The organism is Mesorhizobium cantuariense (assembly GCF_042647205.1).
GTDB lineage: Bacteria > Pseudomonadota > Alphaproteobacteria > Rhizobiales > Rhizobiaceae > Mesorhizobium > Mesorhizobium cantuariense.
In genome coordinates this window covers 1,455,038-1,481,485 of the sequence record NZ_JBHRVD010000001.1, presented here as the reverse complement: position 1 = coordinate 1,481,485, position 26,448 = coordinate 1,455,038, and the positions used below count along the sequence as shown (strand labels likewise).

Here is a 26,448-nt window from a genome sequence, read left to right as displayed (position 1 = left end):
AAAAAATATCTTCAGGTTTCACCAACAATCGGGACCAATCGGGCGATTTCTTTCACATTGGGACGTTGGGCCACGTGCCCAAGCTGTCTCGAAAAGTACCGTCATCGCTCAAAACCAGGGCATTTTTTCGTTGCAAGATCACGGCGGGGCCGGGGCGCGCAATGGAAGGATTGCTTTCATTGGTTTTTTCGTGGGCTAGAATCATCAACATCCCAGCATTATTCCGTACGGTCCCGTAACCCCGGCCATGAGGTCCCGGCCATCTCGCGACCGGTGACAAGACCTCATGTGGGGCACGGCGTTTTCGAGCAAAGCGGAAACCGGTTCGCTCAAAGAAAACGCGACGAATCGAGAAGCTCGGCTACGCCGTCCAGTTCCTTGTGCAGGCGATGCCAGCGACGGTCGAGATAAACCAGCGAATGCGCCTCCGGAGGGACCTCGTCCGGCTGCACCTCGCCGTCCAGAAGCTCGGCCGCGACCAGCGTCGCGCCCTCGATCGGCAGGACGCCGAGCCGGCGGGCGCGGAACCAGGTCGAAACGCCGGTATAGCGCGGTTCGCCCGTGGGCAGCCGCGCCCAGGCGCCCCCCGGCGGGAAGCGTTCCGCGCCGCTCGAGGCGCAGAGTTGCGCCAGGTCGATGTCGGTGAAGCGCAGCAGGTGGATCACCATGGTCTCGGCCCGCAGCATGGGCTCGGACGAGGTGGACTTCATCGAGAGGGAGAACGCGACGACCGGCGGTGCGGCGCTTACCGAGATCAGCGAGGACACGGTCATCGCGACCGGCTGGTTGCCGGGGTCGGCGGTGATCACGGCAACGCCGGCCGGGTGGTGGCGAAAGGCTTCGCGGAAGGCGTTGGTCATCGGATGCGGGAAACTCATCGACATCTCTCTTCTGCCTCATGAAAAAGGGGCCGGACGGCATCCGCTGTCCGGCCCTTCGAACTACTTCTTCTCGATCAGGTCGTAGAACTGCCAGGTGCGATCACTCCACACGCCGCCGATGTCCCGGCCGGCCGAGGTGACGATCGACGGTGCGATCGTGAAGTGGTTGGCTGCCACCATCATCTCGCGGAAGGTGCGCTGGATCACACCGGCGCGCAGCGACGCGCCGCCGCCCGCGCGGTAAGCGAAGTTGCAGATATCGACGCCAACCTCGTGAATCTCGGATTTGGCCAGATGGACAAGGCTGATCTGCCGCGTCGATACGCTGTTGCCGGCTTCGACTGTCGCCTCGATGTCGCGCCAGACTTCGAAGACAAAGGCGCGGGCAGCGCGATAGCGGGCTTCGGCGCGGCCATAGTCATGCCAGAACTTCTCGCTCTCGCCGATCAGTCCGGCGCGGCCTGACTTGGTGCGGGCGAACTTGGCGATCTCGTCCAGCATCCGCCGCCCGGTGCCGAGCGCCCAGCCGATATGACCGATGGCGGCGAGACCCACGACACCGAGACTGAAGAACTCCTTCTGGCGCAGCGGCGGTGCGGTCAGGATCGGGAAGACGAGATCGTCGGCGATGAAGACGTCCTCGGCCGCATAGTCGATGCTGCCGGTGCCGCCGAGGCCCAGAACGTCCCAATTGCCGAGCTGCTTGTGCTGCGAGATCGGCGCATGGGCGCACATGATAATCACATTGCCCTTGTCGTCCTTCGCGGGCTTGCCGGTGCCGTCATCGACGAAGGCGGCACTGTGGCTATAGGTGGCGTGGCTGAAGCCGCTGCCATAGCTCCACTTGCCGTTCAGCCGGTAACCACCGTCGACCTTCTTCAGCATGCCGAGCGGCGCGCCCTGCCCCGAGAAGCGGTTGTCGGTGCCCGGCGCGAACAGCCGCTCGACCGCGCTGTCCGGCAGAAAGGCCGCCGACATCGCACCGATGCAGCAATGCACCATGGAAACCCAGCCGGCCGCTCCCGAATACCAGGTGATCGTCTCCAGCAGTTCGAGACCCTGGGTGGGTCGCAACTGCGCGCCGCCGAGGCTCTCCGCGGCGAAAATATGCGACATCCGCAGCGGCTTCAGCAGCGCGAACGTGGCCGGAGTCAGTTCGCCGCTCTCCTCATCGGCGGTGGCGTTGGCTTCCAGGGCCGGCCCGATCTCCGTGATCTGCCTAAGCAAATCGCGATAGTCGGTGGTCGTCCCCCACGAGCTGTGCTTGATGGGTTTGTTCATGTCTTCTCCTCCTTTTTCAAATGCGGTCAGCCGGCGAGGAAGTCGCCGATCTTCCTGAGCGTTTCGGGTTTTTCCTGCATGACGAAATGGCCGGCATCCTCGACCAGGATCAGCCTTGCATTAGGCAGCGCCTCGACAAAAAGCGGCGCCTGGCTCGCCGGCAACAGACGGTCCTTGGTGCCCCAGACGACCAGCGTTGGGTTGGTGATGCGCGCCAGGAAGCGGCGCAGGTTCGGATGGCCCATGCCGAATGGCGTCAGCAGCCGGCCGAGCGTCTCGCCTTCGCGGTCGCGATCGGCGCCGAAGGCCTCCGCGAAGGCGGGGTCCGAGCCATCCGGGAAATAGCGCAGCGCCACCGAGACATCGTGCGCCAGATAGGCCGGCAGTTCTTGCGGTGCGACCGCGCCCAGATTGGTGGCCGGGTGCGCGGGATCGTCGAGCCCTGCCGGCGCGATCAGCACCAACTTGTCGAAGCGTTCGCGCGCAAGGCCGGCAAGCTCGGTCGCCATCCAGCCTCCCATGGAAAAGCCGATGAGATGAGGCTTCTCCGGCAGGTCCAGAACATCGAGCAGGTTCAGGTAGTGCAGAACCATGTCGGACATCCCGGCCACATGCGGCGCCGGAGCCGAAAAGCCGAAGCCCGGATGGCTCGGGCACAGCACGCGGAAGCGGTCGGCGAGGCCTTCGGCAAAGTCGAAGCGTTCAAGCGTCGAGGCGCCGTGCAGGAACAGCACGGGCTTGCCTTCGCCGATGGCCTTCACCACCGTTTTCGTGCCACCGATATCGTATTCGAGCGTTTCGAATTGAACGGCCATTTACACTCTCCTCAAACAAGGTCCGGCCTCAAACAAGGTCCGGCTGGATCAGCACTTTGCATTGCGTGGTGCGGCGGCGAAGGCTCTCGAAGACCTGCGGAACCGGCGGGAGATCGATCCGGTCGGTGATCAGCGCCTGAGGTGCAAAAGGTCCGCCGCTCAGCGCATCGAGGGCAACGCCGAATTCGTTGCGCTGATGGAAGAAGACCGAGAACAGCAGGTTCACTTCCTTCATCAGCGCAATGAACGGGTCCCACTGATCCCCGCCAATGCAGAGGCCAACGCCGACCACCGTGCCTTGCAGCCGGACGGCTTCGACCGCCGCGCCGATGAGGCCGCGCTTGCCGACGCATTCGAACACGATATCGGGTGCTCCGCCGCAGAGATCGGCGAGGTTCTCGGCCAGCTTTTCGCCCGAAAGCGCGACGCCGGTCGCCCCGAGAGCAAGCGCTCGCTCGCGCTGATGGCCGTGGATGTCGGCGACGACCACGCGCGACGCCCCCATCCGCCGCGCCCAGAAGGCGACGAGCAGACCGATCGGTCCGGCGCCAAGGATGGCGACCCGGTCTCCCGGCTGCATGCCCGAGCGGATGATGCAATGCAGCGCGACCGAGAGCGGTTCGGCCAACGCACCATCCTCGAGCACCACGTCGTCGGGCAGGATATGGCACTGGCGCGCGGCGACGGTCGCGTATTGCGCATAGCCGCCGCCGATCAGCTCCATCTCGCGACAGCGCCCCGGATCGCCTCGCCCGCAGGCCTCGCAATGTCCACAGCCGCGCATCGGTACGACGGCCACACGGTCGCCGATCCGAAGGCCGGTCACTTTCGATCCAACCGCGACGATGTCGCCGGCGAATTCGTGGCCGAGCACAAAGCCTGCCCCGATGCCGAAGGGCACCGGATCCTCGGTGATGTGCAGGTCGCTGCCGCAGATGCCGCAGGCGGCGACACGCAAGACGACCTCGTCCGGTGCCGGCGTCGGATCCGGCACCATGCCGATCCGCAGCGGGACGCCGACCGTATCGAAGATAGCCGCTTTCATGAAATCCTCTCTCTCAATGTTTCGGATCGACGAGCTTGCGCCGGATCGGGAACCATGGCGCATCCCATCGTTTCGAGATCAGGCCCCAGATGCCCGTGCGGGCGTAGAGCGCCACCAGAAGCGTCATCAGGCCGAGGACGACGAAATAGGTTGCGCCGTACTCGCCGAACCAGCGGTCCGCGATGAAGAAAATCAGGGATCCGATCAGAACGCCCTCAATGGAACCGATCCCGCCGACCATGACGATGAAGATCGCGACGTTCGCCCACATCGGATCAAAGGCCGAACCCGGTGTGATGCGCAGCTGCGCCATGAAATAGATCGCGCCCGCAAGGCCGCAGCCGACCGCTGACGCGACGTAGATCAGGAAGCGCAGCTTCACGACATTCACGCCCTGGCTGGCAGCCGCGACCGGATTGTCGCGCATGGCGATCAGCGCAAGGCCGAAGCGCGAGCGAAGCAGCCAGTAGCTGCCGCCCAGCGTGACGAGCAGCATTCCCGCGCAGAGCAGCGACATGGCGACATTCCGCTCGAAGGCCGAATAGTCCTTCATCACGCGAAGCGACATGCCCGCCCCGGAATTGACGAGCGGCAGGTTCGAGGCGGTCAGCCGGAAAACCTCGGCCACGACCCATGTGCCGATCGAGAAATAGGGGCCATCCAGGCGATGAAGCAGCAGGTAGATCGGCACGGCCAGCGCGGCCGGCACCAGGAGCGAAAGGAAGACCGCCACGAACGGATTGATGCCGTAAGTCTGCGCCAACACGAAAAGCGCATAACCGGCCGCGCCCATGAAGGCGTGCTGGCCCACCGAGACGAGGCCGGCATAACCGGCGAGCAGGTTCCACATCTGGGCGACGGCGATATAGCAGCACAGCACCAGAACCGATCGGATGGTGCCGGTCGAGGCCCACCACGGCATGGCGGCGACACCGATCATCGCCAACACCGCCAGCGTCATCGCGATGCGACCGGACCGGGTCTGGCGCTGGACCAGGACCTCGGGCACCTCGGTTGCCGTATAGGGGATCGCACTCATGACAATGCCTTTCCGAACAGGCCCCGCGGGCGGGTCGCCAGCACGATCAGGAAGACGATATGTCCGGCAAGCACGCCGAAGCCCGGATCGATGCGGAAGCCGATGGCTTGCGAGATGCCGAGCACCATCGAGCCGGCGAAGGCGCCCCATACCGTACCCATGCCGCCGATGATCACCGCTTCGAAGGCGTAGATCAGCTGGGCAGGTCCATCGGCCGGTGCAACGGTCGACCGCAACGCCTGGAAGACGGCTGCAAAGCCTAGAATGCCGACCGCCGCCGCTGTCGCCGTCGCATAGACGGCGCGCGGGTTGATGCCGGTCATCGCCGCCGCCTCGACATCGGCCGACGCGGCGCGGAGCGCGCGGCCGAAGCGCGTGCGCTTCAGCGTCAGGTCGAGGCCCCATGTCAGCCCTGTCGCGACCGCCAGTACGATCAGCGGCAGGAGGCCGATATAGATACCGCCGATCTCGATGGACTGGCTCTCGATCCCATGGCCTGGCAACGATCGGCTGTTCGCGGACCATATCTGGAGCATCAGATTCTGCAGCGCGATCGACAGTCCGAAGGTCGCGATCAGCGAGGGCAGCGGATCGCTGCCCACCACCCGGTTCAGCACGGCCTTCTGCAACACCCAGCCCATCAGCACCGCGAGCGGCACCAGTACGATCAGGACAGGCAGCGGCCCCAGCCCCCAGGCCGTGGCGATCGAGATGCCGATCAGCGACAAAAGGATCACCAGATCGCCATGGCTGATGTTGACGATCCGCATGACGCCAAACATGAGCGCCATGCCGAGCGCATACTGGGCATACATGCCGCCCAGCAGGATCCCCTGCACCAAGGCGTCAAACCACTCCATGGCCCGCTCCAAAATAGGCTTTGCCGATCTGCTCGCGCGTGATCTCGGCGGACTTGCCGGTCAGGGTCACGCGCCCCTCCAGCATGCAGTAGAGGCGGTCCGAGGCGGTTCGGGCGAGGCCGACATCCTGCTCGACCACGATCATCGCCGTTCCGGTGGCGCGGATTTCGGGCAAGGCGGCATAGATCTCGCGGATCACCTTGGGGGCGAGGCCGAGGCTGATCTCGTCGCAGAGCAGCACGCGCGGCTGGCACAGCAGCGCGCGGCCGATCGCCACCATCTGCTGCTGCCCGCCCGAGAGGCTCTGCACCTGTGTGCGGGCCTTCTCCTTGAGGATCGGGAACAGCTGATGCAACCGCGGCAGCGTCCATCCGCCCTTGGCGCCCATACGCGCGGCCTGGTCGATGGCGACGCGAAGATTGTCCTCGACCGACATGCCGGTGAAGAGGCGGCGGCCCTCCGGCACGATGGCGACACCCTTCTGCACCATGCGGTCGGTGGCGGTGCCGCCGACGGGCTCGCCGTCCAGCAGCACCATCTCGCGCCCGACCGGGAGCAGGCCCATGATCGAACGCAGGAGGGTGGATTTTCCTGCCCCGTTGGCGCCGATCAGAGCCACGGCCTCCCCCTGATGCAGTTCGATGTCAACGCCGTAGAGCGCCTGGAAGTCGCCATAGCGGGCCAAGAGCCCGTGGGTGGAAAGAACGGCCGTCATGCCTCGATCCCCATGTAGACGCGCTGAACCTCGGGCAGCGCGATCACTTCGGCGGGCACGCCTTCGGCGATCTTCTCGCCGAAGTTCAGCACCAACAGACGGTCGGCCACCGCCAGCAGCGCGTGCAGCACGTGCTCGATCCACACGATGGTGATGCCGCGGTCGCGAATGCGGCGCACCAGCGCGACCAGCGCCTTCGATTCATCATCGGTCAGCCCGCCCGCGATCTCGTCCAGCAGCAGCAGCTTCGGATCCGACGCCAGGGCGCGCGCCAACTCCAGCCGCTTGCGGTCGAGCAGAGTGAGAGCGCCCGCCGAGACATTGGCCTTGTCGGAGAGTTCGCAATCGCGCAGGACCTGGGCGCAGAAGGCATAGCTCTGCTTCTCGGACCGGCCGCCGCCGAAAGCGGCGGCGACCAGCAGATTTTCGAAGGTGGTCATGCCGGAATAGGGACGGGGGATCTGATAGGTCCGCCCGATCCCCATCTGGCAGCGCCGGAAGGGCGGCTCGCCGCGAAGTGCTGTGTCGCCGAGTTGGATCTCGCCGCCTGACGCCTTCAAATCGCCGCTGATCATGTTGAACAGCGTCGTTTTACCCGCTCCGTTCGGGCCGAGGATGCCCAGCACCTCGCCCCGATGCACGTCGAAGCTCACCTCATGCAGGACGCGGACAGCGCCGAAGGATTTCGACACGCCGTGCGCTTTCAGCAGGATTTCTCTATCCATAGCTCTGCCCGCGTCCCCGCTCATGTCACCAGGCGATCGGCTGAATAGCCTGTTGGGGCGCGAAGAGCTGATTGACCGTGTTGTCGACGATCTTCAGGTCATAGGGCCATTTCTCGCCCTTCACCCACTGGCCGCCGAAGATCGGCGTCTTGCAGATATTCTTGTGGGGCGCGCCGTCGAACTTGATATGCCCGACCAGCGTCTGCAGATCGGTAGCGACCAGAGCGTCACGGTTGGCCGTACGGTCGAGCGGATTGGAAGAGCGCTTCAGGATGTCGAGCGCGACCTCGAGCAAGGCATGCGAATAGCCCAGCGGCTGCGTCCACTGGCGCTTCGAATCGGCTTCCCATTGGCTGGCGATGTCGCTGCTGACCTGCCCGGTCAGCGACGACTTGAACGGGAAGGCCGGCGTCCACCAGACCTCCGAGGACATGCCATTGCCAAGCGGCCCCATCGCTTCGACGCCGCCTGGAAACAGCAGCGCCGCCGCCACCGTGACCGCCTTCGGCTTGAAGCCCTGCTGGTTGCATTGGGTGACGAAGGTCTTCAGATCGTCGGGATATGTGATGCCGCCGATGATCTCACAGCCCTCCTTCTTGAACTCGGCGATCTGTGCGGAGAAATCATTGGTGCGCGGCTGGAAATAGCCGGGCACCACGACCTCGTAACCGGCCTTGCGGGTCGGCGCCGGCAGGCCGTATTCGTCGTTGCCCCAGGTCTCGCCGTCGATGTTCTGAGGAAACAGCATACCGACCTTCTTGTTGGTCTCCAGATGGTTCCAGAGCCCGACGAAAGTGTTCAGCGCCTCGTCGAGGCCCCAGAAGAAATGATAGGTCCAGTCGAAGGTCTGCTTACCGCCGCCGCGCGGCATGATCACCGCTTGCCAGGGAGCGCCAGAGGAGATGCAAGGGGTCTCATAGAGCTCGGCCTGCTCGGCCGCGGGCAGGATCGTGTCGGTGGTCGAGGCCGGCACGAGCAGATGCACCTCGTCGTTCAGGATGAGGTTGCCGGCTATTTCCGATGCCTTGTTCGGATTGGACTGGCTGTCGCGATCGAGGATCTCGATCTCGTAAGTATTGCCGTCGGCGCATTGCAGCTGGCCGCCGAGCAGAGCGCGGATCTTCTGCAAGGTATAGCCGTCCGTTTCGCCAAACAGGGCGAGCGGCCCGGTCGTGGGGCTGAGATAGCCCAGCTTGATCTTTCCCGCGGTCGCGGCGCGCACATAGGCCGGCATGCCCAGCGTGCTGGCGGCAAGGCCGGCTCCAATCCCCTTCAGCACGCTTCGGCGGCTGGGCCGCAAGCCCGATTTCACCAGTCTGTTGTAGTAGGTCATCGTCGGTTCCTCCCGTTGTTAAGCTCTCCCCGGCCCGCCCCCAATCGGCAGTGCCGGTCTCCGTTCATTGCGGCTTCAGGTCATCCTCAGCAGCGAGCCGCCATCGATGACGATCAGCGAGCCCGTCACGTAGGACGCGGCCGGCGACGCCAGATAAAGCGCCAGGCCCTTGATCTCTTCCGGGTCGCCGATCCGGCCGAGCAGCGACTGGGCCTCGAAGGCCTTGCGGTCCGCCGGATTGCGCAGCCGGCCGCCGGCGATGTTGGTGATGAAGGGTCCGGGCAGGATGGCGTTGATGCGGATGTTGTAGGCGCCGAGCTCCATTGCCATGTGGCGAACGAGATGGTTCACCGCGGCCTTGGCGGGCATGTAGGGCGTGCCCACGATGCTCTCGTTGATCAGCGAGGCGATGGACGACGTGACGATGATCTGGCCGCCGCCATTCGGCTTCATGTGCCGGACGGCATGCTTGATCGTGGTGTAGACCGAGGTGAGGTTGATCTCGATCACCTTGTCCCAGTGCGCATCGGGCAGGTTCTCGATGGCGCCCTCGGGGTTCCTTTCGCCCGTCGGGGTGTTGAAGCCCGGCCCGGCATCGATCCCGGCATTGGCGAACACGACATCGATCGAGCCGGCCTTCTCGGCCACCTTGTCGAAGGCTGCGGCCATGGCCGCACGGTCGCCGACGTTGACGACCTGGCCCCAGACATCGCCACCCGCCGCCCTGATCGCCGTCACGGTCTGCTCCAGCCCGGCAGGGTTCAGGTCGAAGATGCAGACCTTCGCCCCGTGCTCGGCCATGATCTCGGCATAGGCCTGCCCGATGCCGCTGGCGCCGCCGGTGACGATCACCGACTTGCCTCTGACATCGAACATCTTCTCGAGTGCGGCCATCAGTTTCCTCCCTTGCGCGACAGCACGAAATCGAACTCCACGTCGTAGAACGGGGCCGCGACCTGGACCCTGGCGGCGGCTTCGGCGTCCTCGACCTTGCGGAATTCGGCGAGCAGGCTCTTCTTCACGCCGAAGACGGCATCTGAATCGATGTACGGGTCGTCCGGATCGAAGATGTGCGTGGTCAGCGCCTCGAAACCTTCGGCCTCGACGATGTAGTGGAGATGCGCCGGACGATAGGGGTGGCGCCCCAGCGCGCCCAGCAGCTTGCCGACCGGGCCGTCATCCGGGATCGGGTAGTATTTGGGCTTCACGCCGCGGAACCAGTAACGTCCGTCCGCGCCGGTGCGGAAGACGCCGCGCAGATTGAAGTCGGGCTGGATGCCCTTCTGCTGCACGTCGTAGAAGCCCTCGTCATTGGCCTGCCAGACGTCGATCTTGGCGCCTGCGATCGGCTTGCCCTCGGTGTCGAGGATGCGGCCATGCACGAACATCGGCTCGCCCTTCTGGTCGAGGCAGATGTTCGAACCCATCGGCAGTTCGGGTGCATCGGCTACGTGGAAGGGTCCCAGCACCGTGGATTCCGAGGCGCCCGACGGCTTGCGGTTGTTGATCGCATCGACCAGCATCGAGACGCCGAGAACATCCGACAGCAGGATGTATTCCTGCCGCCACTCGTTGCAGATCTGGCCCGTCTGCGTCAGGAACATGATCGCGCCGAACCATTCCTCCTGTGTCGGCTCGATCTCCTTCACCGCCTCGTGCAGCTTGCGGGTGATGACCTCCATCACCTCTTTAAGCCGCTCATCCCCAGCGTTCCGGTTCCGCGCCACGACGACCTCTGCCGAGTTCGCTTCGGTGAAATAGCCGGATTCGTGTTCGTCGATCATGGGATCCTCCTCAGCGCGCCAGAACGGATTTGAAGACTCGGCGCAGTTCGGCCGCGAGGTCGGCCGCCAGCGTTTCGGAGCGCCAGGCGACGTGGTGGTCGGGACGGACGATCAGGCAGCCGGTGTCGCGGATCTCCCGCGCGCCGGCCCAGTCGCCGGTATGATCCTCGATCGCGCGGCGCGGGCCGATCACATGGCTGCGGATCGGCAGACCGAGTTCCGCGCCCACCGTCTCCGCCGCGGCGACCCACGCCTCGCCACCAATACCGGTCAACAGCGTGAACTCGCCATGCCCGCAAAGATCGAGTGTCGAGACCTTCCTGCCCGAGCGCTCGAAGACCCAGACATGCGGCAAGCGCGCGCCCGGCCACGTCGTCGGCGCATAGTACAGCTCGCGATCCTTCTCGAAAGCCGGCTCGCCCTGGCCGTCGGTCACCACCGCTCCCGACGCATAGCGCTGGTTCATCTCGACGCCATGGGCGTCGAACTCGTACTTCTTGAAGGCGATGGCCTTGCGGAGCGCCTCACGCTGCGCTTCGGCGGCGGGCGTCGCGTCGGCGCGAGCCTCCATGTTCCTCTGGATCTTGTCGTGATCGACGCCGCCATCCATGCCGAGCGCCTCGAAGATCGGTCCGAATTCGGCGATGGACTGGTTCGCGCGCGTCACGATCTGGCGCGCGATCGGTGCGCGCTCGGCCGAGTAGCTGTCCAGAAGCCCGATGCCTGCCTGCTCTTTGACGACCTTGGCAAGCTTCCAGGCGAGATTGAACCCGTCCTGGATCGACGTGTTCGAGCCGAGCCCGTTCGAGGGCGGATGCCGGTGCGCGGCGTCGCCCATGATGAACACCCGCCCCTTCTGCATCTGTGTGGCGAAGCAGTTGTTCACGGTCCAGGTGTTGGCGCCCAGGAGCTCGATCTCGAGCGCGGGATCTCCGACCAGCTGACGCGCGACCTCGGTGGCCAGTTCCGGCGTCACCTCCGGCGGCGGCTGGTTGATGTCATAGCCCCAGACGATCAGCCACTCGGCCCACGGCCGCACCATGCGAACGAGACCCATGCCGATGCCGCCGACGTCGGCGCCGGGCTGCATGACCCAGTAGAGGACGCTTGGCCGGTGGGCGACATACTTCGAGAGATCGGCCCTGAACAGGATGTTCATCGAGCCGCCGACGCCCATCTTGCCCTCGAGCGGCAGGCCCAGATGCTCGGCGACCAGCGAGTTGCCACCGTCGGCGCCGACGAGGAACTTCGACCGCACGGTGAAATCCCTGCCCGACAGCCGATCGTGGCAGGTGGTGGTCACGCCGTCCGCATCCTGGACATGGCTGACATATTCCGTGCTCATGCGTGCCTGCGTCCCGCGGGCGCAGGCCGACTTGAACAGGATCGGCTCCATGAAGGTCTGCGGCAGATCGTTCATGAGGCAGGGAGACGACAGGAGATGTTCGGCCTTCGAGAGCGGGTGGATGCCCCAGCTCTTCATACGGCCGATCTCCTCGCCGGCCAGGCTTTCGCAAAACACGTTCTCGCCCATCAGCTCCTGCGGCGAGGCGTGCATCATGGCCTCGGCCTCGACATCCGGACCGAGATCGCGCAGCACTTCCATGGTGCGCTGGTTGGTGATGTGGGCACGCGGCGTGTTCGACAACCAGCGATAGCGATTGACGATCATGTTGGCCACGCCATAGCTGGACAGCAGCGCCGCCGTGGCCGAGCCGGCCGGGCCCGTGCCGACAATCAGCACGTCGGTTTCGATATCCGCCATCAAATTCCTCCCTCGATCTTCGGACCGGTCAGCCTGCGGCGGACCGGAAACAGGTGCAGGCCATTGCGGGACGCGATCAGCCCCCACAGCCCCTTTGGTGCAAAAAGCATCACGACGACGGCGATGAGGCCGAGCGTCATCAAGTACCAGCTGCCGTAGTCGGCCAGCGCCGAACGCAGCGCAAAGAAGACCAGCACGCCGAGGATCGGGCCCTCGATGGTGCCGATGCCGCCAATGACGACAATGAAGATGACGTTGGCGGTCCAGTCGGTGACGGCAAAGGCCGCTCCCGGTGAGATACGGGCCGTCTGCAGGAAGATCAGCGCGCCGGTCAGCCCGGTGGCGGCCGCGGCGATCAGAAAGACCGCCCATCTGAGCCGACCGGTATCGACGCCCACCGATTGTGCCGCGTCGACATTGTCGCGTACGGCCGCCAGCGCCAGCCCGAGGCGACTGCGCAGCAGCCAATAGATGCCGCCCGTCACGGCCACGACCAACGCCAAAGCCAGCCAGTAGGCCAGGACGTCGCGTGCCGCGGCCTCGCGGACGCCGAACAGCGCCCGGATCGCATCGGTGCCCAGGATGCTGCTCGTCGCCTCGCGCGGCAGCGAGGTGCCGGTGCCGCCACCAAGCGCCTTCCACTGCGCGACCAGCAGGCGCGTTACTTCAGCGATCACCCAGGTGCCAATGGCGAAATAGGCGCCCTGCAAGCGGAATGCGAAGAAGGCCGTCGGAACCGCCAGGACCAGCGCCGCAAGGCCGCCCAGCGGGATCGCCAGGACCGGATTCCAGCCGAGCAGGATCACGCCAGCGAACATCGCATAGGCGCCGATGCCGACGAAGGCCTGCTGGCCCACCGAGACAAGGCCGCCATAGCCCGCCAGCAGGTTCCAGATCTGTGCCAGCGTCAGCATGGTGAGGATGAAGAACAGATTCTGTATGACGCCACGCGAGGCCACGGCAGGCAGCGCGAGCGCTGCGACGATGAAGATCGGCACAATGATCGCGGTTACGGTTCCGGCGCGGGTGCGGGTTGTCAGTCGATACATGCCGCCCCTCAATCCACCGCGCGCGGAAAAAGCCCGCGCGGCTTGAGCAGCATCACGGCCAGGAAGGCGATGTGGCCGGCCAGGATCTGCCATTCCGGATTGAGCGCGGCGCCAAACGTCTGCGCCACGCCGATGATGATCCCGCCGGCGAGCGTTCCCCATAGGCTGCCGAGGCCGCCGATGATCACCGCCTCGAAGGCATAGATCAGCCGCGCCGGCCCGATCGAGGGATCGAAGTTCGCCCGCATGCCGAGATAGAGCGCCGCCAGCGTCACCACGACCATTGCGATCCCGGTGGCGATCGCGAAAATCCGCTTCGGCTCTATCCCCATCAGCCCCGCCGTCACGGCGTCGTCCGAAGTGGCGCGGAAGGCACGGCCGAGGGCGGTGTGATAAAAGAGCCCGTTCAGGGCAATGATCATCACGATCGCCGAGGCAAAGGTCATCAACGGCATGATCCCCACCGTGACCAGCCCGAGATCGAGCGACGCCCCCTCCAACGCGCCCACCGGAATGCGGCGGCTGTCGGCGGAAAAAACCTCGAGCAGCCCATTCTGCAGGGCGACCGACAGGCCGAACGTGACGAGAAGCGGCGGCAGGATGTCCTTGCCCAGCACGCGGTTCAAGACGGCGGCCTGCAGCAGCCAGCCGAGCGCGAACATCACCGGCATGGCGATCAGGGCAGCGATCCAGGGCGACAGGCCGAGCAGCGTGACGCCCATCAACACCAGGTAGGCGGCAAGAATGATGAGGTCGCCATGGGCGAGGTTCACCAGCCGCATGATGCCGAAGACGAGGCTCAACCCTGCTGCAAACAGGGCATAGAGCCCGCCCAGCAGAATCCCCTGCACGAGGGTGTCCAGCCAGATCATCGCCGCGCCACCTCGATCAGGCCACAAGAGCGCTGCGCGAGCAGACGACGGAGCCTCGGTTCCCGCGTCATGCCGCCACTCCGAAATAGGCGGAATGGATTTCTTCGCGCGTGACCTCGGCCGCCCTGGCGGCCAGCGTGACGCGGCCCTCCATCATGCAGTAGACGCGATCGGCCACCGCCAGCGCCTTGCCGATATCCTGCTCCACCAGCACTATCGCGGCGTCGCCTTCGCGGATCCTGGGAAGGGCTGCGTAGATATCGCGGATGATAACGGGCGCGAGGCCGAGGCTGATCTCGTCACAGAGCAGCAATTCTGGGTTCGACATCAGCGCCCGGCCGATCGCCACCATCTGCTGCTGGCCGCCCGAGAGCGCTGTGCCGGGGCTCTTGCGCCGCTCGCGCAGGATCGGGAAAAGGTCATAGACCGCGTCGAGGCTCCACGGCCCCGGCACCTTGCGCGCCTGCCCGCCGACCAGCAGGTTTTCCTCGACGGTCAGCGAAGGGAACAGCCGGCGCCCCTCCGGCACCATGGCGATGCCGCGCTTCATGATCTCGGCCGAAGACAGCGCGCCGATCGGCTCGCCCCTGTGCAGCACCATGCCGGGCTCGTTGCCGAGCACGCCCGTGATCGAGCGCATCAGCGTGGATTTCCCGGCGCCGTTGGCGCCGATGATCGCCACGCATTCGCCTGCGGCCACGGTGATATCCACACCGAACAGCGCCCGGAACTGGCCGTAATTCGCGGTGAGGCCGCGCGTTTCCAGCATCAGACCTCGAGCCCCAGATAGATTTCGCGAACCTCCTTCGAGGCCATGATCTCATCGGGCGCACCGATCCCGATCACGCGCCCGAAATCCAGCACCAGAAGCCGCTCGACCACCGACGTCAGGGCATGCAGCACATGCTCGATCCAGATGATGGTGGTTCCCCTAGCGTGGATGGCTCTGATCGTCGCGACCAGGGCCTTGCATTCGCCCTCCGTCAGGCCACCCGCGATCTCGTCCAGAAGCAGAAGCTCGGGGCCTGTCGCCAAGGCGCGGGCGAGTTCCAGGCGCTTGCGGTCGAGAAGGCTCAGCGAGCCGGCCACGACGTTGGCCTTCCTGAGAAGCTCCGTCTCCTCGAGGATGCGCGCGCAATCGTCGACCATCTCGGCTTCGCGTCCGCCCCGGCCAAAGGCGGCGGCGGTCAAGAGATTCTCGAACACCGTCAGCCCCTCGAAAGGCTGCGGTATCTGGAAGCTGCGGCCGACGCCCATGCGCACCCGCTCCATCGCCGGAGCACGGGTCACGTCGCGGCCGAGGAATTCGATGCGACCCTCATTCGCAAACAAGTTTCCGGTGATCAGGTTGAAGAGCGTCGACTTTCCCGCGCCGTTCGGGCCGATAATGCCCAGCGCTTCGCCGCGCGGCACGCTGACGGTCACGGAATCCGCAACCTTCAAGGCGCCGAAGGACTTCGAAACGTTTTCCAGCCTGAGTATCATCACTGTCATCCTTGGGTCGCGCTGGACGAGGGCGGCGGTATCAGCCGCCCTCGGCCGCGTCAGGCCAGGGCTTCCATCTTGCCGGCGGTGGGAATCTCGGAGGCGCCGGCGTTTTCGACGATCACCAGATCGAAGCCGCCGCCGGCCTTCTTCCGCCACTGCCCGCCAACGAGCGGCGTCTTGCAGACGTTCTTCGCGGCGAAAGGCGGCAGTCCCGCACCGCTCCAGGCCACCTTGCCGACCACCGTCGTCATGTCGGTGGCCGCTATGGCCGCCGCGATCGCCTCGGCATTGGTCGGATCCGAAACGCGGCCCATGACATTGGCCGCCACCTCGAACAGCGAATGGACAAAACCGATCGGCTGGGTCCAGGGACGCCCGGTCTTGGCGGAGAAATCCGCCGCGAGTTCCGCCGAGCTCTCGCCCGTCACGGACGATTTGAACGGATGCGAGGCCGACCACCAGACCTCGGATGAGAGGTTGTGCCCGGCGTCGCCGAGCGTTTCGACCGATTGCGGGAAGAGGATCGCCTTGGCCACCGTCACCGCCTTGGGCTTGAAGCCCTGCTGGCGGGCCTGGTTCCAGAAGGTGGTGAAGTCGGGCGGAATGACCACACCGGTGACGATCTCGGCATTGGCCGCCTTGAAGGCGTTGACCTGCGCGGTGAAATCGTCCGAAAGGTTCTGGTAGCGGCCGGGATCGGCAAGGCTGAAGCCGGCGGCGTCGAGGCCGGGCTTCAACCCGTTTTTCGGGTCACCCCAGGCATTGCCGTCGGCATCGTTCGGGAACAGCCCGCCCACCTTGCCGTTGGTGGAAAGCTGCTTCCACATGCCGGTGTAAACGGCGATGATGTCTTCGAGACCCCAGAAATAATGATAGGCGAAATTGAAAGGCTTCCACGAGGACGGATCGGCCGGATTGCCCTGCTGGCCGATGAACCAGGGCTGCCACGGCGCCATCGTCGAGATGACCGGCACGCCCTCCGCCTCGCAGGTGGTGGCCACCGGGTTGGTGTTCTCTGGCGTCGAGCCGACGAGCATCAGGTTGATCTCGTCATCGACGATCAGGCTCTTCGCCACCTCGGCCGCGCGATTTGGGTTCGACTGGCTATCCTTGACGATGACCTCGAAGTTCTTGCCCGCCTCGGAAGCGAGGAAGGCCTTGATGTTGTAGGCATCGCTCTCCGCGAAGCCGGCGAGCGGCCCTGTCTGGGGCGAAACATAGCCCAGGCGGATCTTGGCGCCTTGCGCGATGGCCGGCGTCGCCAGGCGCGAACCGGCGAGCGCCAGGCCTGTCGCCGCCGAGGCTTTCAGTAGGCTCCGTCTTGTGATCATGTGCAGTTCCTCCCTCTTGGTTTTATTCTCAGTCCCCCGGACGGCGTCCCTCCCACGCCGCCTGAAGGAGTTCCCTTATCGATCCCGGATCGATTGGCCTCGGATTCGCATAGGCATTCTTGACCGCGATCGCCGCCGCGCGGTCGAGATCGGTCTCCTCGATGCCGATCGCCTTCAGGCTCAGCGGAGAACCGACCGACTGCGCGAAGTCCCAGAGCCCGCCGCCCGCCGAGCCACCACCGAATGCCTCAGTGATCGGGCGCAGCAGATCGGGCACCGCCGCTTCGTTGAAGGCGGTCGTGTACGGCAGCAGGATGGCGTGGGTTTCGGCATGCGGCGTGTCGAACGAGCCGCCGAAGACATGCGCCAGCTTGTGATGCAGCGCCATCGAGACATAGCCGAGCGCGGTCGAGCAGCACCACGCCGCATAGAGCGCCTGCGTCCGCGCCGCGCGGTCCTGCGGATTGCCGATCAGCCTTGGAATGCCGTCCCGGAAGGCAACCATGGCATCCCTGCACATCAGCACGATCACCGGATTGCGATCGGGGGCATACAAGGCCTCCATCGCATGAGCGATCGCGTTCATCGCCGAGGTGACGGTGAGACTTACTGGTAGGCTCAGTGTCAGATCGACGTCGTAGATCACCGTCTCGGGGCGAATGTCCGGAGAGCGGCGGGTGGTCTTCTCCCCGGCCGCCGTCTCGCCGAGGATGTCGGTCATTTCCGAGCCGGCATAGGTGGTGGGAATGACCACCTGGTCGGCGCCCGTGCGCACGGCAATGGCCTTGCCGAGCCCGGTGGTCGAGCCGCCGCCGAGGCTGACGACCGCAGAAGCGCCGCTGGTGCGGAAGGCATCGACGGCTTTTTCCGTAACCTCGACCGGGGTGTGCATGGCCGCGCCGGCAAAGACCCCGGCGGCGAGGCCGCCAAGGCTTGCGGCCAGTCTTTCCGCATCGCCCTTCTGATGCGGTGTCGACAGCACCATCACCTTGTCATGACCGAGCCGCCGGACTTCCTCCTCGACGCGAGCCATGGTGCCGGCACCGAAGACCACCCGTGTCGTCAGGCCCGGAAAGATGAAGCTGTCCATCATCGCGCCGCCTCCATGCGCGGACCACGCCCGGCCGCGAGGTCGTCGAGAATCGTGCCCAGCATGGCAATCTCGGCGTCCGAGACCTCATGGCCGCGGCCCGGGAACAGATCGGCCCGCAGGCTCGCGCCAATCCGGCCCAGCGATTGCGCGGCATCGGCAAACGCCGAGACCGGAATCCAGGGATCGGCATCGCCGCCGGAAAGATAGATCGGCATTCTGGCCGGCGCGGCCTCGGATCTCTCGTCCGCCGGAACACCGACACGGCAGCCCGTGAAGGCCACCAAAGCGTCCGGCGGCGGCAGCCCAGCGCAGAGATATTCGATCGAGAGACACGCCCCTTGCGAGAAGCCGGCGAGAAGCAGCGGCAGTCCGGGCAGTTCCGCCCGCGCCGCGACCACGGCGGCCGCAAGGTGGTCGAGTGCGTCGGAAAGCTGCGCGCGGGCGACCGGCGTCAACGGGTCGACGGCACGCGCCTCCCACCACATGCCGTGCGGTGCACGCGGCAGGATGAAGGCCACGGCAGTCGCGGAAAGCCGCGACAGCACATGGGACTGCATCTCTTCGGGCGATTGGCCGCGGCCGTGGACGAAGACGCAAATCGCCTTCGCCTCCGGGCCCCTTGGCCCAAGCCGGAGCGGACCGCTGCCTGAACTCACGCGAAATCCGCCTCTTCCAGGCCGGCCTGCAATTCGCTCTCGCGGTCCTTGAACCACGGCGGGAAGACCAGCGTCTTGCCGATCTGGCCCGGGGGCTCGTCCTTGGCCCAGCCTTCCGGCGTGGTCCAGGCAATTTCGAACAGCGCGCCTCCGGGCGAGCGGACATAGCAGGACTTGAAGTAGTTGCGGTCCTTCTGCTCCGATATGTCCGTGAAGCCGAGGCCCTCGATATGAGCGCGCAGCTTCAGCTGGTTCTCTTCGTCGCCGGTGTTAAGGGCGAGGTGGTGGATCGTGCCGCCCGCCAGCGTCCAGGTGCCCTGCGGGCTGTCGCGGTCGACAATGACCTCCACGCGCTGCGCGACGCCAGTCGCGTCGGGCACGCGGAACACGAGCCCCTCATGGTCGTCGGCCTCTTTCTCCAGCGGCAACGCGATGGTCAGGAAGTCGTCCATGGCGGTGCGGTCCATCACCGCCACCACGGCGCCGTAGATACCCTTGATGCCGTGCGCCTTGCCGATGCCCTGCGCCTCGTTGGTGATGGGCGCGCGTGGATCCCTGTCGCTTTCCACCAGCTCATGCGGGATGCCGCAGGGATGTGCGAAAGCCGCACGGTCGGCGCCAAAACGGGTGATCTTGATGGCCTCGATGCCGCGCGCGTTCAATCGGTCCACCCAGAAATCCGCGGCCCCCTTGGGGATCGACTGCATGATGGTGCGCGACTGGTTGGACCCGCGGCGGCCATAGACGCCTGGCTTGCGGAACGGGAAGGTGGTGATGATCGTCGAGGCATCGCCATTGGGCGAGCCGTAATAGAGGTGGTAGACCGGGATGACGCCGTCGAACAAGACGGTGCGCTTCACCGAATGCAGGCCCAGTGCCTTGGTATAGAAATCAAAATCGTCCTGAGCGCTGTCGGTCGAGAGCGTCAAATGGTGGTAGCCGCTGATACGTGCCATCGGTCATCTCCTCCCAGAGGTTTCGGTTTCGCCCCGCCGCTGCGAGCAGAGCACGAGGTTGAGGTCGAGCGCGTGCTTCCGTTTTCCTGCATTGGGCGGCAGCGCGCGGAACTCGGCCATGAGTTCGGGTTTGACCCCGAAAATGGCATCCCGGCCGATCGCAGGGTCGGACCGGTCGAAGATGTGAGTCGTCAGCGTCTCGAAGCCCTCCGCCGAGACGCGAAAATGGATATGGGCCGGGCGCTCGAGGCCAAGGCCAAGCGCTGACATCAATTGACCGACCGGTCCGTCCGACGGCAGCGTGTAGCCCTTCGGCTTCACCGTCATGAAGCGGAACCGTCCCTGCGGATCGGTACGGAACCGTCCGCGCAGATTGAATTCCGGCTGCCTGTCGGGTTCCTGGTTCTCGTAAAGACCCTCGGCATTGGCCTGCCAGATCTCGACCACCGCATCGCCGATCCCCGCGCCGTCGAGCGCGACGATCCGGCCCGCAACCTCCAGCGGCTCGCCCTTGTGATCGCGCGAGATGTTCGCGCCGGGCGCCATCTCCGGCACATCGGCCCGGTAGAAGGGTCCGGCTAGGGTGTTTGGTGTCGCCCCGGCGGGGCGCGGGCTGTTCTGATCCTCGATCAGCGAAGACACGCCTAGGACATCGGCGAACAGCACCCATTCCTGGCGCCGCGCATCGGCGTAGTGGCCAACCTCGGTCAGAAAATCGATCGCCTGACGGAATTCCTCGCCGGAGGGCCGCAACTCCACGATCAGCGCGTGCAAACCATCCACAGCAGCCTGCGCCGCCGCCGCCAGACGGGACTGGCCCATTGCTGTCAGGCGCCGCGAGAATTCCTCGGCCTGCGTCGAGATCGCCTTGGGGAACTCATCCCTCTTCGGGTCGTGCTGGCCGTGCATTCCGCCAGGGGCCTCCCTTCCCCTTGCCAAGCGGGATAGCACGGCCCGACGCGATGCTTGATGAGATGTGACGTCCCTTGTATAGCGTTTTGCTATGAAGCTGAACGAGCGCCACCTCATGCAGCTCGCCGCGGTGCTGGATGCCGGCGGCGTGTCGGAAGGAGCCGCCATGCTGGGCCTGACCCAACCGGCGGTCAGCCGATCGCTGGCCATGCTGGAGGCGCGGGTGGGTGAGCCGCTCTTCCTCAAGGGCCGCCGGCCGCTGCAGGCGACACCGCTCGGCTTCCAGCTGGCGGCCCAGGGCCGCACGATCATCACGGCGTCGCGCAAGGCGTCGGATGCGGTCCAGGGCTTCATGAAAGGCACGAAGGGCGTCGTCCGTGTCGGCGGCGTGCCTTTCTTCATGGATGCGATGATCAGCCGGATGATCGGAGAATTCCAGAAGCTCGAACCCGAGGTCACCGTTCAGCAAAGCTATATGAACCTGCCCGAGATGGTCGCAGCACTGGAGAGCAACCAGATCGATCTCGGCATCGTGCCGATCGGCGTGCTCGATCTTGGACCAGGCTTCGAATTCACCGAGATCCTGCCCGGGCGCAACGTCGTGGCTTGCCGGCCCGACCATCCCCTGCTGCGAAATCGCCGCCTCAGGGCGCATGACCTGACCAGTTTTCCCTGGGTGGCTCCCCTGCCCGGCTCTCCGCTGATGTCGGACCTGCAGATGATCCTGATGAGCATCGGCATGTCGGACCTGAACGTCCGCTATTCGGGAGGCTCGCTGATGAGCGTTATCAACTTCCTTGCCGAAACCGATGCGCTGGCCGTGCTGCCATTCTCCGTAGTCTTCGCGCAGCGCAAGGAGAACCGGGTGACGGTGCTGCCCTATGAAATCCCGCAGCCCAGCCGCTCACTCGGCATCCTGCGCCGGGTCAGCGGGCCACGCTCACCCGCGGCAGAGCGCTTCGCGGGCCACGTCACGACCGCCTTCGAGAACCTGAAGCACATCATCAAGCGGCATGAGAATGCCGTTGTCTGGGGGCGGTAGATGTGAGCCTCCGTAAGGTTGTCCATTCAAACCGATCCGAGGAGACCAGATCCATTCCCCCAGTGATCCGATGGCCCATCAGCCTTATCGATGCAGGCTGGCGTGGCGGGCACGCTCGCGGATCTCTTCGCGAGAAATGCCAGCATCCGCCAGTGTGCGGTCCGGGACATGCCTCAAGCGCGCAACCGTCTGGCGATAGGCAAGCCAGCAGGCGAAACGGTGTCGAAGTTCATACAGCATGATCGTCTCCTTTGGCGCGCAGAATGCCCACGCGCTTGGGTTACTTGAAAATGCAAAGCGTCTGCGCAGGGCGCTTGCGTGATCGAAAGGATTGCGCTGGCTTCCTGGCCAACCGAGGCGCTTGTCACTGTCCGCAGAGCAGGATTGTCCAATGCCGCCAATGCCTGCATACTTGCGCGTGATGCCCGCTTCGCGCTACAGCCATGGTCGCAAGGAGTTTTTCATTTCTGCAAAATGGATATCGGCTGGGACGATCTGAGGTTGTTTCTCGACGTTGCGCGGCTGGGTGGCTTGAGCGCAGCGACGGCAACTACGCGCCTCAGCGCAGCCACTCTGGGACGACGCGTCACCGCGCTCGAAAGGCAGATCGGTGAACCGCTGTTCGTGCGCCAGCAGACCGGCTACCGGCTGACCCCGGTCGGTGAAGAACTGCTGCGGCGCGCCGAAGACGTCGAAGCCGCAATGCAGTCATTGACCCGCTGGCGCGAAGGAAACCTGCCCGACCGCATTGTCCGCGTCTCGGCTGGGCCATGGACCTCGGCCTTCATTTCTGCCCATATCGGTGAGATCTGGACGGTCGATGACGGCATAAGGGTGGAGTTCGTCACCACCACCGATCGGGTCGATATCGGTCGCCGTGCCGCCGACATCGGCATCCGCAGCGAGCGCCCGACCGAGCAGTGGCTAGCCGGCCGTCAGAGCGGCAAGGTCGCCCACGCCATTTATTCCGGACGCCATTTGATCAACGGCATCGCCGCCGGGTTGTTCGTCGGCGTCACCGGCGAAGGGGCAAACATCGCCTCGGCGCGCTGGCTGCAAGCCCATCATGGCGACCGCATCGCCGTGCGCGGCAACAACACCCATTCGGTGCGCGAACTGGTGGCCGCAGGCGCCGGCCTTTCGATCTTTCCGTGCTTCGTCGGCGACAGCGATCTGCGGCTGGTGCGCGTCGCTCAGCCCATCCCCGAACTCGAAACCGACCAATGGATCGTCACCCATCACGAGGAACGTCACTCTCCACCGGTGCGAAAAGTCGCCGACCGGATTGCCGGCTTGATGCGGGCGCACCAGCCGCTATTTCGCGGCGAGACGCCGATCCGATAAGCCCCAGGCGCCGATCGGGCGTCAGCTGAGCCGCGTGCTGGCACTCATGCCCTGGCCGGACAGTGAGGCCGGCGCCGGCGTTTCGCCGGCTCGGGTATGGCGCGGATATCGAAGGCCGCCCGATGGTGAGCCCGAATTTCGATTTGCCGGTGCTCACTGCAGCTTTACAGGCCGGAATGGTCCCTTCATGGACAAAGGAGACTGCTCGCTTCCACCCCACGACTGTTTCCAGCCGTGGCGTGGAGCGAGCGTTCGAACACTCCCTTGGTCAAATGTTGGCGAGCAACTCGTTGACGCGGCTTTCCATGTCGGCAAGTGCTGCATCGACGTCTTTCTGGCCTGTAATTGCAGCGCTCATCTCTTCGCCGACAATGTCCTGGATCGCAAACTGGCGCTGCACCGCTGACGGCAGCGGCCTGCCGAGATCGGCGACGGCGGCGATTGTGTTGCGATGCGGCAGCGCCTTGAAGGCGTCCGAGGTGATGACGGCCTTGTATGCCGGCAGGTGGCCGGTGCGCGACCATTCGAAGTCGTTGTCGGCGAAGAACTTCAGGAATTTGCCGATAGCCGCGGTCTGTTCAGGCGTGCGGTCCTTCTGCGAGACTGCCCAGGTGTGGCCGTCGGCATATTGCGCATGGGCGCCGCCAAAGAGCTGCGGATACGGGTAGACCGTATAGCCGCCCTTGTTGAGCGCCGTGCCCTTGGTTTCGGACTGGGCGTTGTTGTCGCCGACAACCCACGTGCCGTTGAGCTGGACGCCACCCTCACCGGCAAGGAAAGCGTTGATCGCGCCGCCGTAGTCGAGGTCCTTGGTGGTGTAGCCCTTGTCGAAGATCGCCTTGTACATCTCGACGACCTTCTTGGCTTCCGGCGTATTCAATTTCACATGCTTCGGGTCGGCAAAGAAGTCGGAATCCTGCTGGAACAGATAGGTATAGAGATTGCGCGTGTAGAGTGCTGTCTCATTGGCCAGGTTCTGAACGAAGTAAGGCTTGCCGGTCTTCTGCTTGAACTGTTCGGCCTGGGCGAGCAGTTCCTCGGGCGACTTCGGAAGCATCGGCGTGCCGTCGGCATTGACGAGGCCGGCTTGTTTGAAGAGATCCATGTTGATGTGATAGAGCATCGTCCAGCTGTCGATCGGCAAGCCGTAGATCTTGCCGTCTTTGGTGGCGCCTTCGCGCGCTGCATCGGTAAAGGCGTCAGGCGTCACGCCAACCGACTTCAAGAGATCGTCGAGCGGCATCAACAGGCCCTTGGACTGGTAGTCCGACAGCGCCGATTCATGGATGGTGACGATGTCGGGAGCATCGCCCGAAGCGAACTGCGCCGTTAGCTGGTCATAGCCCGGCCATTCCACCGTGGAGACGTTGACGTGCACATCGGGATTGTCGGCATTGAACTTGTTGATCAGCGAAGTGATGATGCCGCATTCGCCAACAGCCTTGGTGACATCGGTGTTGGTGCCGAAATCGGCATCGCAGGCGCCGAAAAAGCGCTGCACGGTCAGTTCCGTTGCTGCAAGGCTCGAGCTGGCCAGCATCATGACGCTGGCAGACACTGCGGCAAACAGTATTTCCTTCATTTTCATGTCAGTTCCTCCTACTGAGTTTCCGCCACTCCACCCTGGATTGGCGTCATGCTTTCCATCGCCGCGGCACACTCCCCGCCGCAGGCAATCTCGTCATCGCACCGCAGCGCCGGAGACGGCCGTGACGATGTATTTCTGGAAAAACAGGTAGACGATCAGGATCGGCGCGCCGGCGAACACCGCCTGCGCCATCAGGAAACCGATGCCTTCAGACTGGGCGAAATTGGTCTGCGTCGAGGCCATGCCCACAGTCAGCGTGTACATCTCCTTCCTGGTCGCCGAGATCAGCGGCCACAGATAGTCGTTCCACGCGCCGAGGAAGGTGAAGATGCCCAGGGTTGCCTGTGCAGGCACAGTGAGCGGCAGAAGCACCTTCCAGAAAATCCTGAACCGGCTGGCATTGTCCAGCATGGCGGCTTCGTCCAGCTCCTTCGGGATGGCCTTGAAATATTGGGTCATCAGGAAGACGCCGAACGAAGCCGACAGGCCCGGGAGGATGAGCCCGTGATAGGTGTTGTGGAACTTCAGCATGCCGAAGATCTGGTGGCGGGCGACAAGCACGGCCTGTTCCGGAACCGCCAGGCCGAAGAGCACGATCACGAACAGGATGTTTCGGCCGGGGAAGTTCAGCCGGGCAAAACCGTAGCCGGCGAGCGACGACAGGATCAGCGTGCCAAGTGTCAATCCGCCCGAGACGATGATGCTGTTGAACACCCAGACGAATACCGACGAGGTACCGATGGTGTTGATGTAGTTCTTGAGCGTATAGGGCGCGTGAAATACCGAATTCGGATTGGCCATCAACTCGGCGTTTTCCTTCAGCGACAGGCCGATGACCCACAGCACCGGTGCGATCATGACGATCGAAAGCAGGATGACGAGAGCCAGCAACACGCGGTCGCCAAATGCGCGTCCCCTGATGGAAATTGCTGGCGCTCTCATGCCTGATCCGCCTTGTTGCGCGTGACGAGATACTGGGCCATCGCCGCGATCAGGATGAGGATGAACAGGATCTCCGATGCCGCGGCACCCAGGCCCAGATCCCAGCGCCGGAATGCGGTGTCGTAGATGTAGAGCACGATCGGCTTGGTCAGGTTGTTAGGGCCGCCGCGCGTCATCAGCCAGGCCTGGCCGAACAGCTGAAATTGCAGCACGATCTGGACAATGATCACCAGGATGAAGGTGCGCTTGATCGACGGCAGCGTGATCGAGCGCAGCGTCTGCCAGCGATTGGCATTGTCCAGCGCCGCCGCTTCGTAGATATCCTGCGGGATCTGCTGCAGGGCTGAAAGAAAGAGCATCATCGGCAGGCCGATGCACCACCAGACGGTGGCAATGGCGATGCCGATCATGGCAAGGCTGGGATCGGAAATGAAAGCCGGAGCAGTCGCTCCGAACCATCCGTAGATCGTCGACAGCAGACCGACATTCGGAATGAACACGATGCGCCAGATCAGTGTCACGATGGTGACCGACAGCACCGAGGAAGAAAAGAACAGGGTGCGCAGCACCGCGGCAGTGCGCGTGCGGCGGTTGAGGCAAAGCGCGAGAAAAAGGCCGATCAGCGCCAGCGTCGGCACGGTCAGAAGCACGAAGTAGAAGGTGTTCCAGACCGATTGCAGGAACACCTTGTCGTGGAACAGCCTGACATAGTTGCCTAGCCCGACAAAATTTCCGGACGAGAACGTATCGGCCTTGTGGAAGCTCAGCCACATTCCCCAGAGGAGTGGGAAGACGAGCAGCGTCGTGAAGAAGAACAGGAACGGCGCGACGAACATGAAGTTTCGCCATTGCGGCGCGTAGATGTCGACGCTGGGAGCCCTGACGCCTGGCGCCGGCGTCGCGGTCTGCGGCATCGTCAACCGATCGGCCAT

Annotated in this window: 27 protein-coding genes; 2 read left to right on the top strand and 25 right to left on the bottom strand. The window is 64.5% G+C overall.

The genetic code is table 11. From position 1 onward, the window contains the following. Nucleotides 1–329: 329 nt before the first annotated feature. The 21 genes from ACFOJ9_RS06960 to ACFOJ9_RS06860 form a co-directional block, all read right to left on the bottom strand. On the bottom strand, nucleotides 330–878 hold the full coding sequence (locus ACFOJ9_RS06960; protein ID WP_378977937.1) for a flavin reductase family protein: 549 nt from the start codon (nucleotides 876–878) through the stop codon (nucleotides 330–332). 63 nt (nucleotides 879–941) lie between these two features. Continuing rightward, a complete protein-coding gene (locus ACFOJ9_RS06955) occupies nucleotides 942–2,162 on the bottom strand; it encodes an acyl-CoA dehydrogenase family protein (protein ID WP_378977935.1) in 1,221 nt (406 codons plus the stop codon). Nucleotides 2,163–2,188: 26 nt separating this feature from the next. Then, on the bottom strand, nucleotides 2,189–2,977 hold the full coding sequence (locus ACFOJ9_RS06950) for an alpha/beta fold hydrolase (protein ID WP_378977933.1): 789 nt from the start codon (nucleotides 2,975–2,977) through the stop codon (nucleotides 2,189–2,191). A gap of 28 nt (nucleotides 2,978–3,005) precedes the next feature. After that, nucleotides 3,006–4,022 (bottom strand): zinc-dependent alcohol dehydrogenase, encoded by a 1,017-nt coding sequence (locus tag ACFOJ9_RS06945; protein WP_378977931.1) that lies wholly within the window; start codon nucleotides 4,020–4,022, stop codon nucleotides 3,006–3,008. Nucleotides 4,023–4,035: 13 nt separating this feature from the next. Continuing rightward, entirely contained in the window at nucleotides 4,036–5,061 is a 1,026-nt protein-coding gene (locus ACFOJ9_RS06940; RefSeq protein WP_378977929.1) for a branched-chain amino acid ABC transporter permease, read from the bottom strand. Next, a complete protein-coding gene (locus ACFOJ9_RS06935; protein ID WP_378977927.1) occupies nucleotides 5,058–5,921 on the bottom strand; it encodes a branched-chain amino acid ABC transporter permease in 864 nt (287 codons plus the stop codon). The genes ACFOJ9_RS06940 and ACFOJ9_RS06935 overlap by 4 nt, the downstream gene beginning before the upstream one ends. Continuing rightward, the gene (locus ACFOJ9_RS06930; protein WP_378977925.1) at nucleotides 5,908–6,636 is read right to left on the bottom strand and encodes an ABC transporter ATP-binding protein; all 729 of its coding nucleotides are present in this window, start codon (nucleotides 6,634–6,636) and stop codon (nucleotides 5,908–5,910) included. Before ACFOJ9_RS06930 ends, ACFOJ9_RS06935 begins: the two co-directional genes overlap by 14 nt. Continuing rightward, a complete protein-coding gene (locus ACFOJ9_RS06925; protein ID WP_378977923.1) occupies nucleotides 6,633–7,361 on the bottom strand; it encodes an ABC transporter ATP-binding protein in 729 nt (242 codons plus the stop codon). Before ACFOJ9_RS06925 ends, ACFOJ9_RS06930 begins: the two co-directional genes overlap by 4 nt. 25 nt (nucleotides 7,362–7,386) lie before the next feature. Continuing rightward, nucleotides 7,387–8,694, bottom strand: a complete 1,308-nt coding sequence (locus tag ACFOJ9_RS06920; RefSeq protein WP_378977921.1) for an ABC transporter substrate-binding protein — start codon at nucleotides 8,692–8,694, stop codon at nucleotides 7,387–7,389. Between the two features lie 75 nt (nucleotides 8,695–8,769). Next, complete coding sequence (locus ACFOJ9_RS06915) at nucleotides 8,770–9,588, bottom strand: SDR family NAD(P)-dependent oxidoreductase (protein ID WP_378977919.1); 819 nt, start codon at nucleotides 9,586–9,588, stop codon at nucleotides 8,770–8,772. Continuing rightward, entirely contained in the window at nucleotides 9,588–10,478 is an 891-nt protein-coding gene (locus ACFOJ9_RS06910; protein WP_378977917.1) for an intradiol ring-cleavage dioxygenase, read from the bottom strand. The genes ACFOJ9_RS06915 and ACFOJ9_RS06910 overlap by 1 nt, the downstream gene beginning before the upstream one ends. A 10-nt stretch (nucleotides 10,479–10,488) precedes the next feature. Further along, the gene (locus ACFOJ9_RS06905) at nucleotides 10,489–12,243 is read right to left on the bottom strand and encodes an FAD-dependent oxidoreductase (protein WP_378977915.1); all 1,755 of its coding nucleotides are present in this window, start codon (nucleotides 12,241–12,243) and stop codon (nucleotides 10,489–10,491) included. Beyond that, entirely contained in the window at nucleotides 12,243–13,292 is a 1,050-nt protein-coding gene (locus ACFOJ9_RS06900) for a branched-chain amino acid ABC transporter permease (RefSeq protein WP_378977913.1), read from the bottom strand. Before ACFOJ9_RS06900 ends, ACFOJ9_RS06905 begins: the two co-directional genes overlap by 1 nt. Nucleotides 13,293–13,300: 8 nt before the next feature. Beyond that, on the bottom strand, nucleotides 13,301–14,164 hold the full coding sequence (locus ACFOJ9_RS06895) for a branched-chain amino acid ABC transporter permease (RefSeq protein ID WP_378977911.1): 864 nt from the start codon (nucleotides 14,162–14,164) through the stop codon (nucleotides 13,301–13,303). A gap of 67 nt (nucleotides 14,165–14,231) precedes the next feature. Then, nucleotides 14,232–14,933, bottom strand: a complete 702-nt coding sequence (locus tag ACFOJ9_RS06890) for an ABC transporter ATP-binding protein (RefSeq protein WP_378977909.1) — start codon at nucleotides 14,931–14,933, stop codon at nucleotides 14,232–14,234. Continuing rightward, nucleotides 14,933–15,649 carry an ABC transporter ATP-binding protein gene (locus ACFOJ9_RS06885; protein ID WP_378977907.1) on the bottom strand — a complete coding sequence of 239 codons (717 nt, stop codon included), beginning with the start codon at nucleotides 15,647–15,649 and terminating at the stop codon, nucleotides 14,933–14,935. Before ACFOJ9_RS06885 ends, ACFOJ9_RS06890 begins: the two co-directional genes overlap by 1 nt. A 59-nt stretch (nucleotides 15,650–15,708) precedes the next feature. After that, nucleotides 15,709–16,983, bottom strand: coding sequence for an ABC transporter substrate-binding protein (locus ACFOJ9_RS06880; RefSeq protein ID WP_378977905.1), 1,275 nt, complete (start codon nucleotides 16,981–16,983; stop codon nucleotides 15,709–15,711). Between the two features lie 28 nt (nucleotides 16,984–17,011). Then, nucleotides 17,012–18,076 carry a maleylacetate reductase gene (locus ACFOJ9_RS06875; RefSeq protein WP_378977903.1) on the bottom strand — a complete coding sequence of 355 codons (1,065 nt, stop codon included), beginning with the start codon at nucleotides 18,074–18,076 and terminating at the stop codon, nucleotides 17,012–17,014. Continuing rightward, entirely contained in the window at nucleotides 18,073–18,732 is a 660-nt protein-coding gene (locus tag ACFOJ9_RS06870; RefSeq protein WP_378977901.1) for an alpha/beta hydrolase, read from the bottom strand. Before ACFOJ9_RS06870 ends, ACFOJ9_RS06875 begins: the two co-directional genes overlap by 4 nt. Further along, nucleotides 18,729–19,688, bottom strand: a complete 960-nt coding sequence (locus ACFOJ9_RS06865; RefSeq protein WP_378977899.1) for a VOC family protein — start codon at nucleotides 19,686–19,688, stop codon at nucleotides 18,729–18,731. Before ACFOJ9_RS06865 ends, ACFOJ9_RS06870 begins: the two co-directional genes overlap by 4 nt. 3 nt (nucleotides 19,689–19,691) lie before the next feature. Further along, entirely contained in the window at nucleotides 19,692–20,597 is a 906-nt protein-coding gene (locus ACFOJ9_RS06860; protein ID WP_378977897.1) for a dioxygenase family protein, read from the bottom strand. 94 nt (nucleotides 20,598–20,691) lie between these two features. On the opposite strand from ACFOJ9_RS06860, the gene ACFOJ9_RS06855 reads away from it, so the two are divergent. Then, a complete protein-coding gene (locus ACFOJ9_RS06855; protein ID WP_023808937.1) occupies nucleotides 20,692–21,642 on the top strand; it encodes a LysR family transcriptional regulator in 951 nt (316 codons plus the stop codon). Between the two features lie 84 nt (nucleotides 21,643–21,726). On the opposite strand, the gene ACFOJ9_RS06850 is transcribed toward ACFOJ9_RS06855, so the two are convergent. Beyond that, nucleotides 21,727–21,882: a DUF1127 domain-containing protein gene (locus ACFOJ9_RS06850; protein ID WP_378977895.1), complete on the bottom strand. Its 156-nt coding sequence runs from the start codon at nucleotides 21,880–21,882 to the stop codon at nucleotides 21,727–21,729. A gap of 78 nt (nucleotides 21,883–21,960) precedes the next feature. Between ACFOJ9_RS06850 and ACFOJ9_RS06845 the strand changes: the two genes are divergently transcribed. Then, nucleotides 21,961–22,986, top strand: coding sequence for a LysR family transcriptional regulator (locus ACFOJ9_RS06845; protein ID WP_378977893.1), 1,026 nt, complete (start codon nucleotides 21,961–21,963; stop codon nucleotides 22,984–22,986). A 268-nt stretch (nucleotides 22,987–23,254) separates the two neighbouring features. Here ACFOJ9_RS06845 and ACFOJ9_RS06840 read toward each other — a convergent pair whose 3' ends face one another. The 3 genes from ACFOJ9_RS06840 to ACFOJ9_RS06830 all read right to left on the bottom strand — a co-directional run bounded on the left by ACFOJ9_RS06840 (nucleotide 23,255) and on the right by ACFOJ9_RS06830 (nucleotide 26,430). Then, nucleotides 23,255–24,568, bottom strand: coding sequence for an ABC transporter substrate-binding protein (locus tag ACFOJ9_RS06840; RefSeq protein WP_378987629.1), 1,314 nt, complete (start codon nucleotides 24,566–24,568; stop codon nucleotides 23,255–23,257). Nucleotides 24,569–24,667: 99 nt separating this feature from the next. Next, complete coding sequence (locus tag ACFOJ9_RS06835) at nucleotides 24,668–25,516, bottom strand: carbohydrate ABC transporter permease (protein ID WP_378977891.1); 849 nt, start codon at nucleotides 25,514–25,516, stop codon at nucleotides 24,668–24,670. Continuing rightward, on the bottom strand, nucleotides 25,513–26,430 hold the full coding sequence (locus ACFOJ9_RS06830; RefSeq protein ID WP_378987626.1) for a carbohydrate ABC transporter permease: 918 nt from the start codon (nucleotides 26,428–26,430) through the stop codon (nucleotides 25,513–25,515). Before ACFOJ9_RS06830 ends, ACFOJ9_RS06835 begins: the two co-directional genes overlap by 4 nt. Nucleotides 26,431–26,448: the final 18 nt, after the last annotated feature.

Bases quoted from the DNA above. Each gene is read 5' to 3' on its own strand.
- ACFOJ9_RS06925 (WP_378977923.1), bottom strand. From the start codon at position 7,361: ATGGATAGAGAAATCCTGCTGAAAGCGCACGGCGTGTCGAAATCCTTC.
- ACFOJ9_RS06865 (WP_378977899.1), bottom strand. From the start codon at position 19,688: ATGGCACGTATCAGCGGCTACCACCATTTGACGCTCTCGACCGACAGC.
- ACFOJ9_RS06885 (WP_378977907.1), bottom strand. From the start codon at position 15,649: ATGATACTCAGGCTGGAAAACGTTTCGAAGTCCTTCGGCGCCTTGAAG.
- ACFOJ9_RS06880 (WP_378977905.1), bottom strand. From the start codon at position 16,983: ATGATCACAAGACGGAGCCTACTGAAAGCCTCGGCGGCGACAGGCCTG.
- ACFOJ9_RS06915 (WP_378977919.1), bottom strand. From the start codon at position 9,588: ATGGCCGCACTCGAGAAGATGTTCGATGTCAGAGGCAAGTCGGTGATC.
- ACFOJ9_RS06945 (WP_378977931.1), bottom strand. From the start codon at position 4,022: ATGAAAGCGGCTATCTTCGATACGGTCGGCGTCCCGCTGCGGATCGGC.
- ACFOJ9_RS06940 (WP_378977929.1), bottom strand. From the start codon at position 5,061: ATGAGTGCGATCCCCTATACGGCAACCGAGGTGCCCGAGGTCCTGGTC.
- ACFOJ9_RS06835 (WP_378977891.1), bottom strand. From the start codon at position 25,516: ATGAGAGCGCCAGCAATTTCCATCAGGGGACGCGCATTTGGCGACCGC.
- ACFOJ9_RS06830 (WP_378987626.1), bottom strand. From the start codon at position 26,430: ATGCCGCAGACCGCGACGCCGGCGCCAGGCGTCAGGGCTCCCAGCGTC.
- ACFOJ9_RS06850 (WP_378977895.1), bottom strand. From the start codon at position 21,882: ATGCTGTATGAACTTCGACACCGTTTCGCCTGCTGGCTTGCCTATCGC.
- ACFOJ9_RS06935 (WP_378977927.1), bottom strand. From the start codon at position 5,921: ATGGAGTGGTTTGACGCCTTGGTGCAGGGGATCCTGCTGGGCGGCATG.
- ACFOJ9_RS06950 (WP_378977933.1), bottom strand. From the start codon at position 2,977: ATGGCCGTTCAATTCGAAACGCTCGAATACGATATCGGTGGCACGAAA.
- ACFOJ9_RS06855 (WP_023808937.1), top strand. From the start codon at position 20,692: ATGAAGCTGAACGAGCGCCACCTCATGCAGCTCGCCGCGGTGCTGGAT.
- ACFOJ9_RS06960 (WP_378977937.1), bottom strand. From the start codon at position 878: ATGAGTTTCCCGCATCCGATGACCAACGCCTTCCGCGAAGCCTTTCGC.
- ACFOJ9_RS06875 (WP_378977903.1), bottom strand. From the start codon at position 18,076: ATGATGGACAGCTTCATCTTTCCGGGCCTGACGACACGGGTGGTCTTC.
- ACFOJ9_RS06905 (WP_378977915.1), bottom strand. From the start codon at position 12,243: ATGGCGGATATCGAAACCGACGTGCTGATTGTCGGCACGGGCCCGGCC.
- ACFOJ9_RS06920 (WP_378977921.1), bottom strand. From the start codon at position 8,694: ATGACCTACTACAACAGACTGGTGAAATCGGGCTTGCGGCCCAGCCGC.
- ACFOJ9_RS06895 (WP_378977911.1), bottom strand. From the start codon at position 14,164: ATGATCTGGCTGGACACCCTCGTGCAGGGGATTCTGCTGGGCGGGCTC.
- ACFOJ9_RS06890 (WP_378977909.1), bottom strand. From the start codon at position 14,933: ATGCTGGAAACGCGCGGCCTCACCGCGAATTACGGCCAGTTCCGGGCG.
- ACFOJ9_RS06840 (WP_378987629.1), bottom strand. From the start codon at position 24,568: ATGAAGGAAATACTGTTTGCCGCAGTGTCTGCCAGCGTCATGATGCTG.
- ACFOJ9_RS06910 (WP_378977917.1), bottom strand. From the start codon at position 10,478: ATGATCGACGAACACGAATCCGGCTATTTCACCGAAGCGAACTCGGCA.
- ACFOJ9_RS06930 (WP_378977925.1), bottom strand. From the start codon at position 6,636: ATGACGGCCGTTCTTTCCACCCACGGGCTCTTGGCCCGCTATGGCGAC.
- ACFOJ9_RS06860 (WP_378977897.1), bottom strand. From the start codon at position 20,597: ATGCACGGCCAGCACGACCCGAAGAGGGATGAGTTCCCCAAGGCGATC.
- ACFOJ9_RS06900 (WP_378977913.1), bottom strand. From the start codon at position 13,292: ATGTATCGACTGACAACCCGCACCCGCGCCGGAACCGTAACCGCGATC.
- ACFOJ9_RS06955 (WP_378977935.1), bottom strand. From the start codon at position 2,162: ATGAACAAACCCATCAAGCACAGCTCGTGGGGGACGACCACCGACTAT.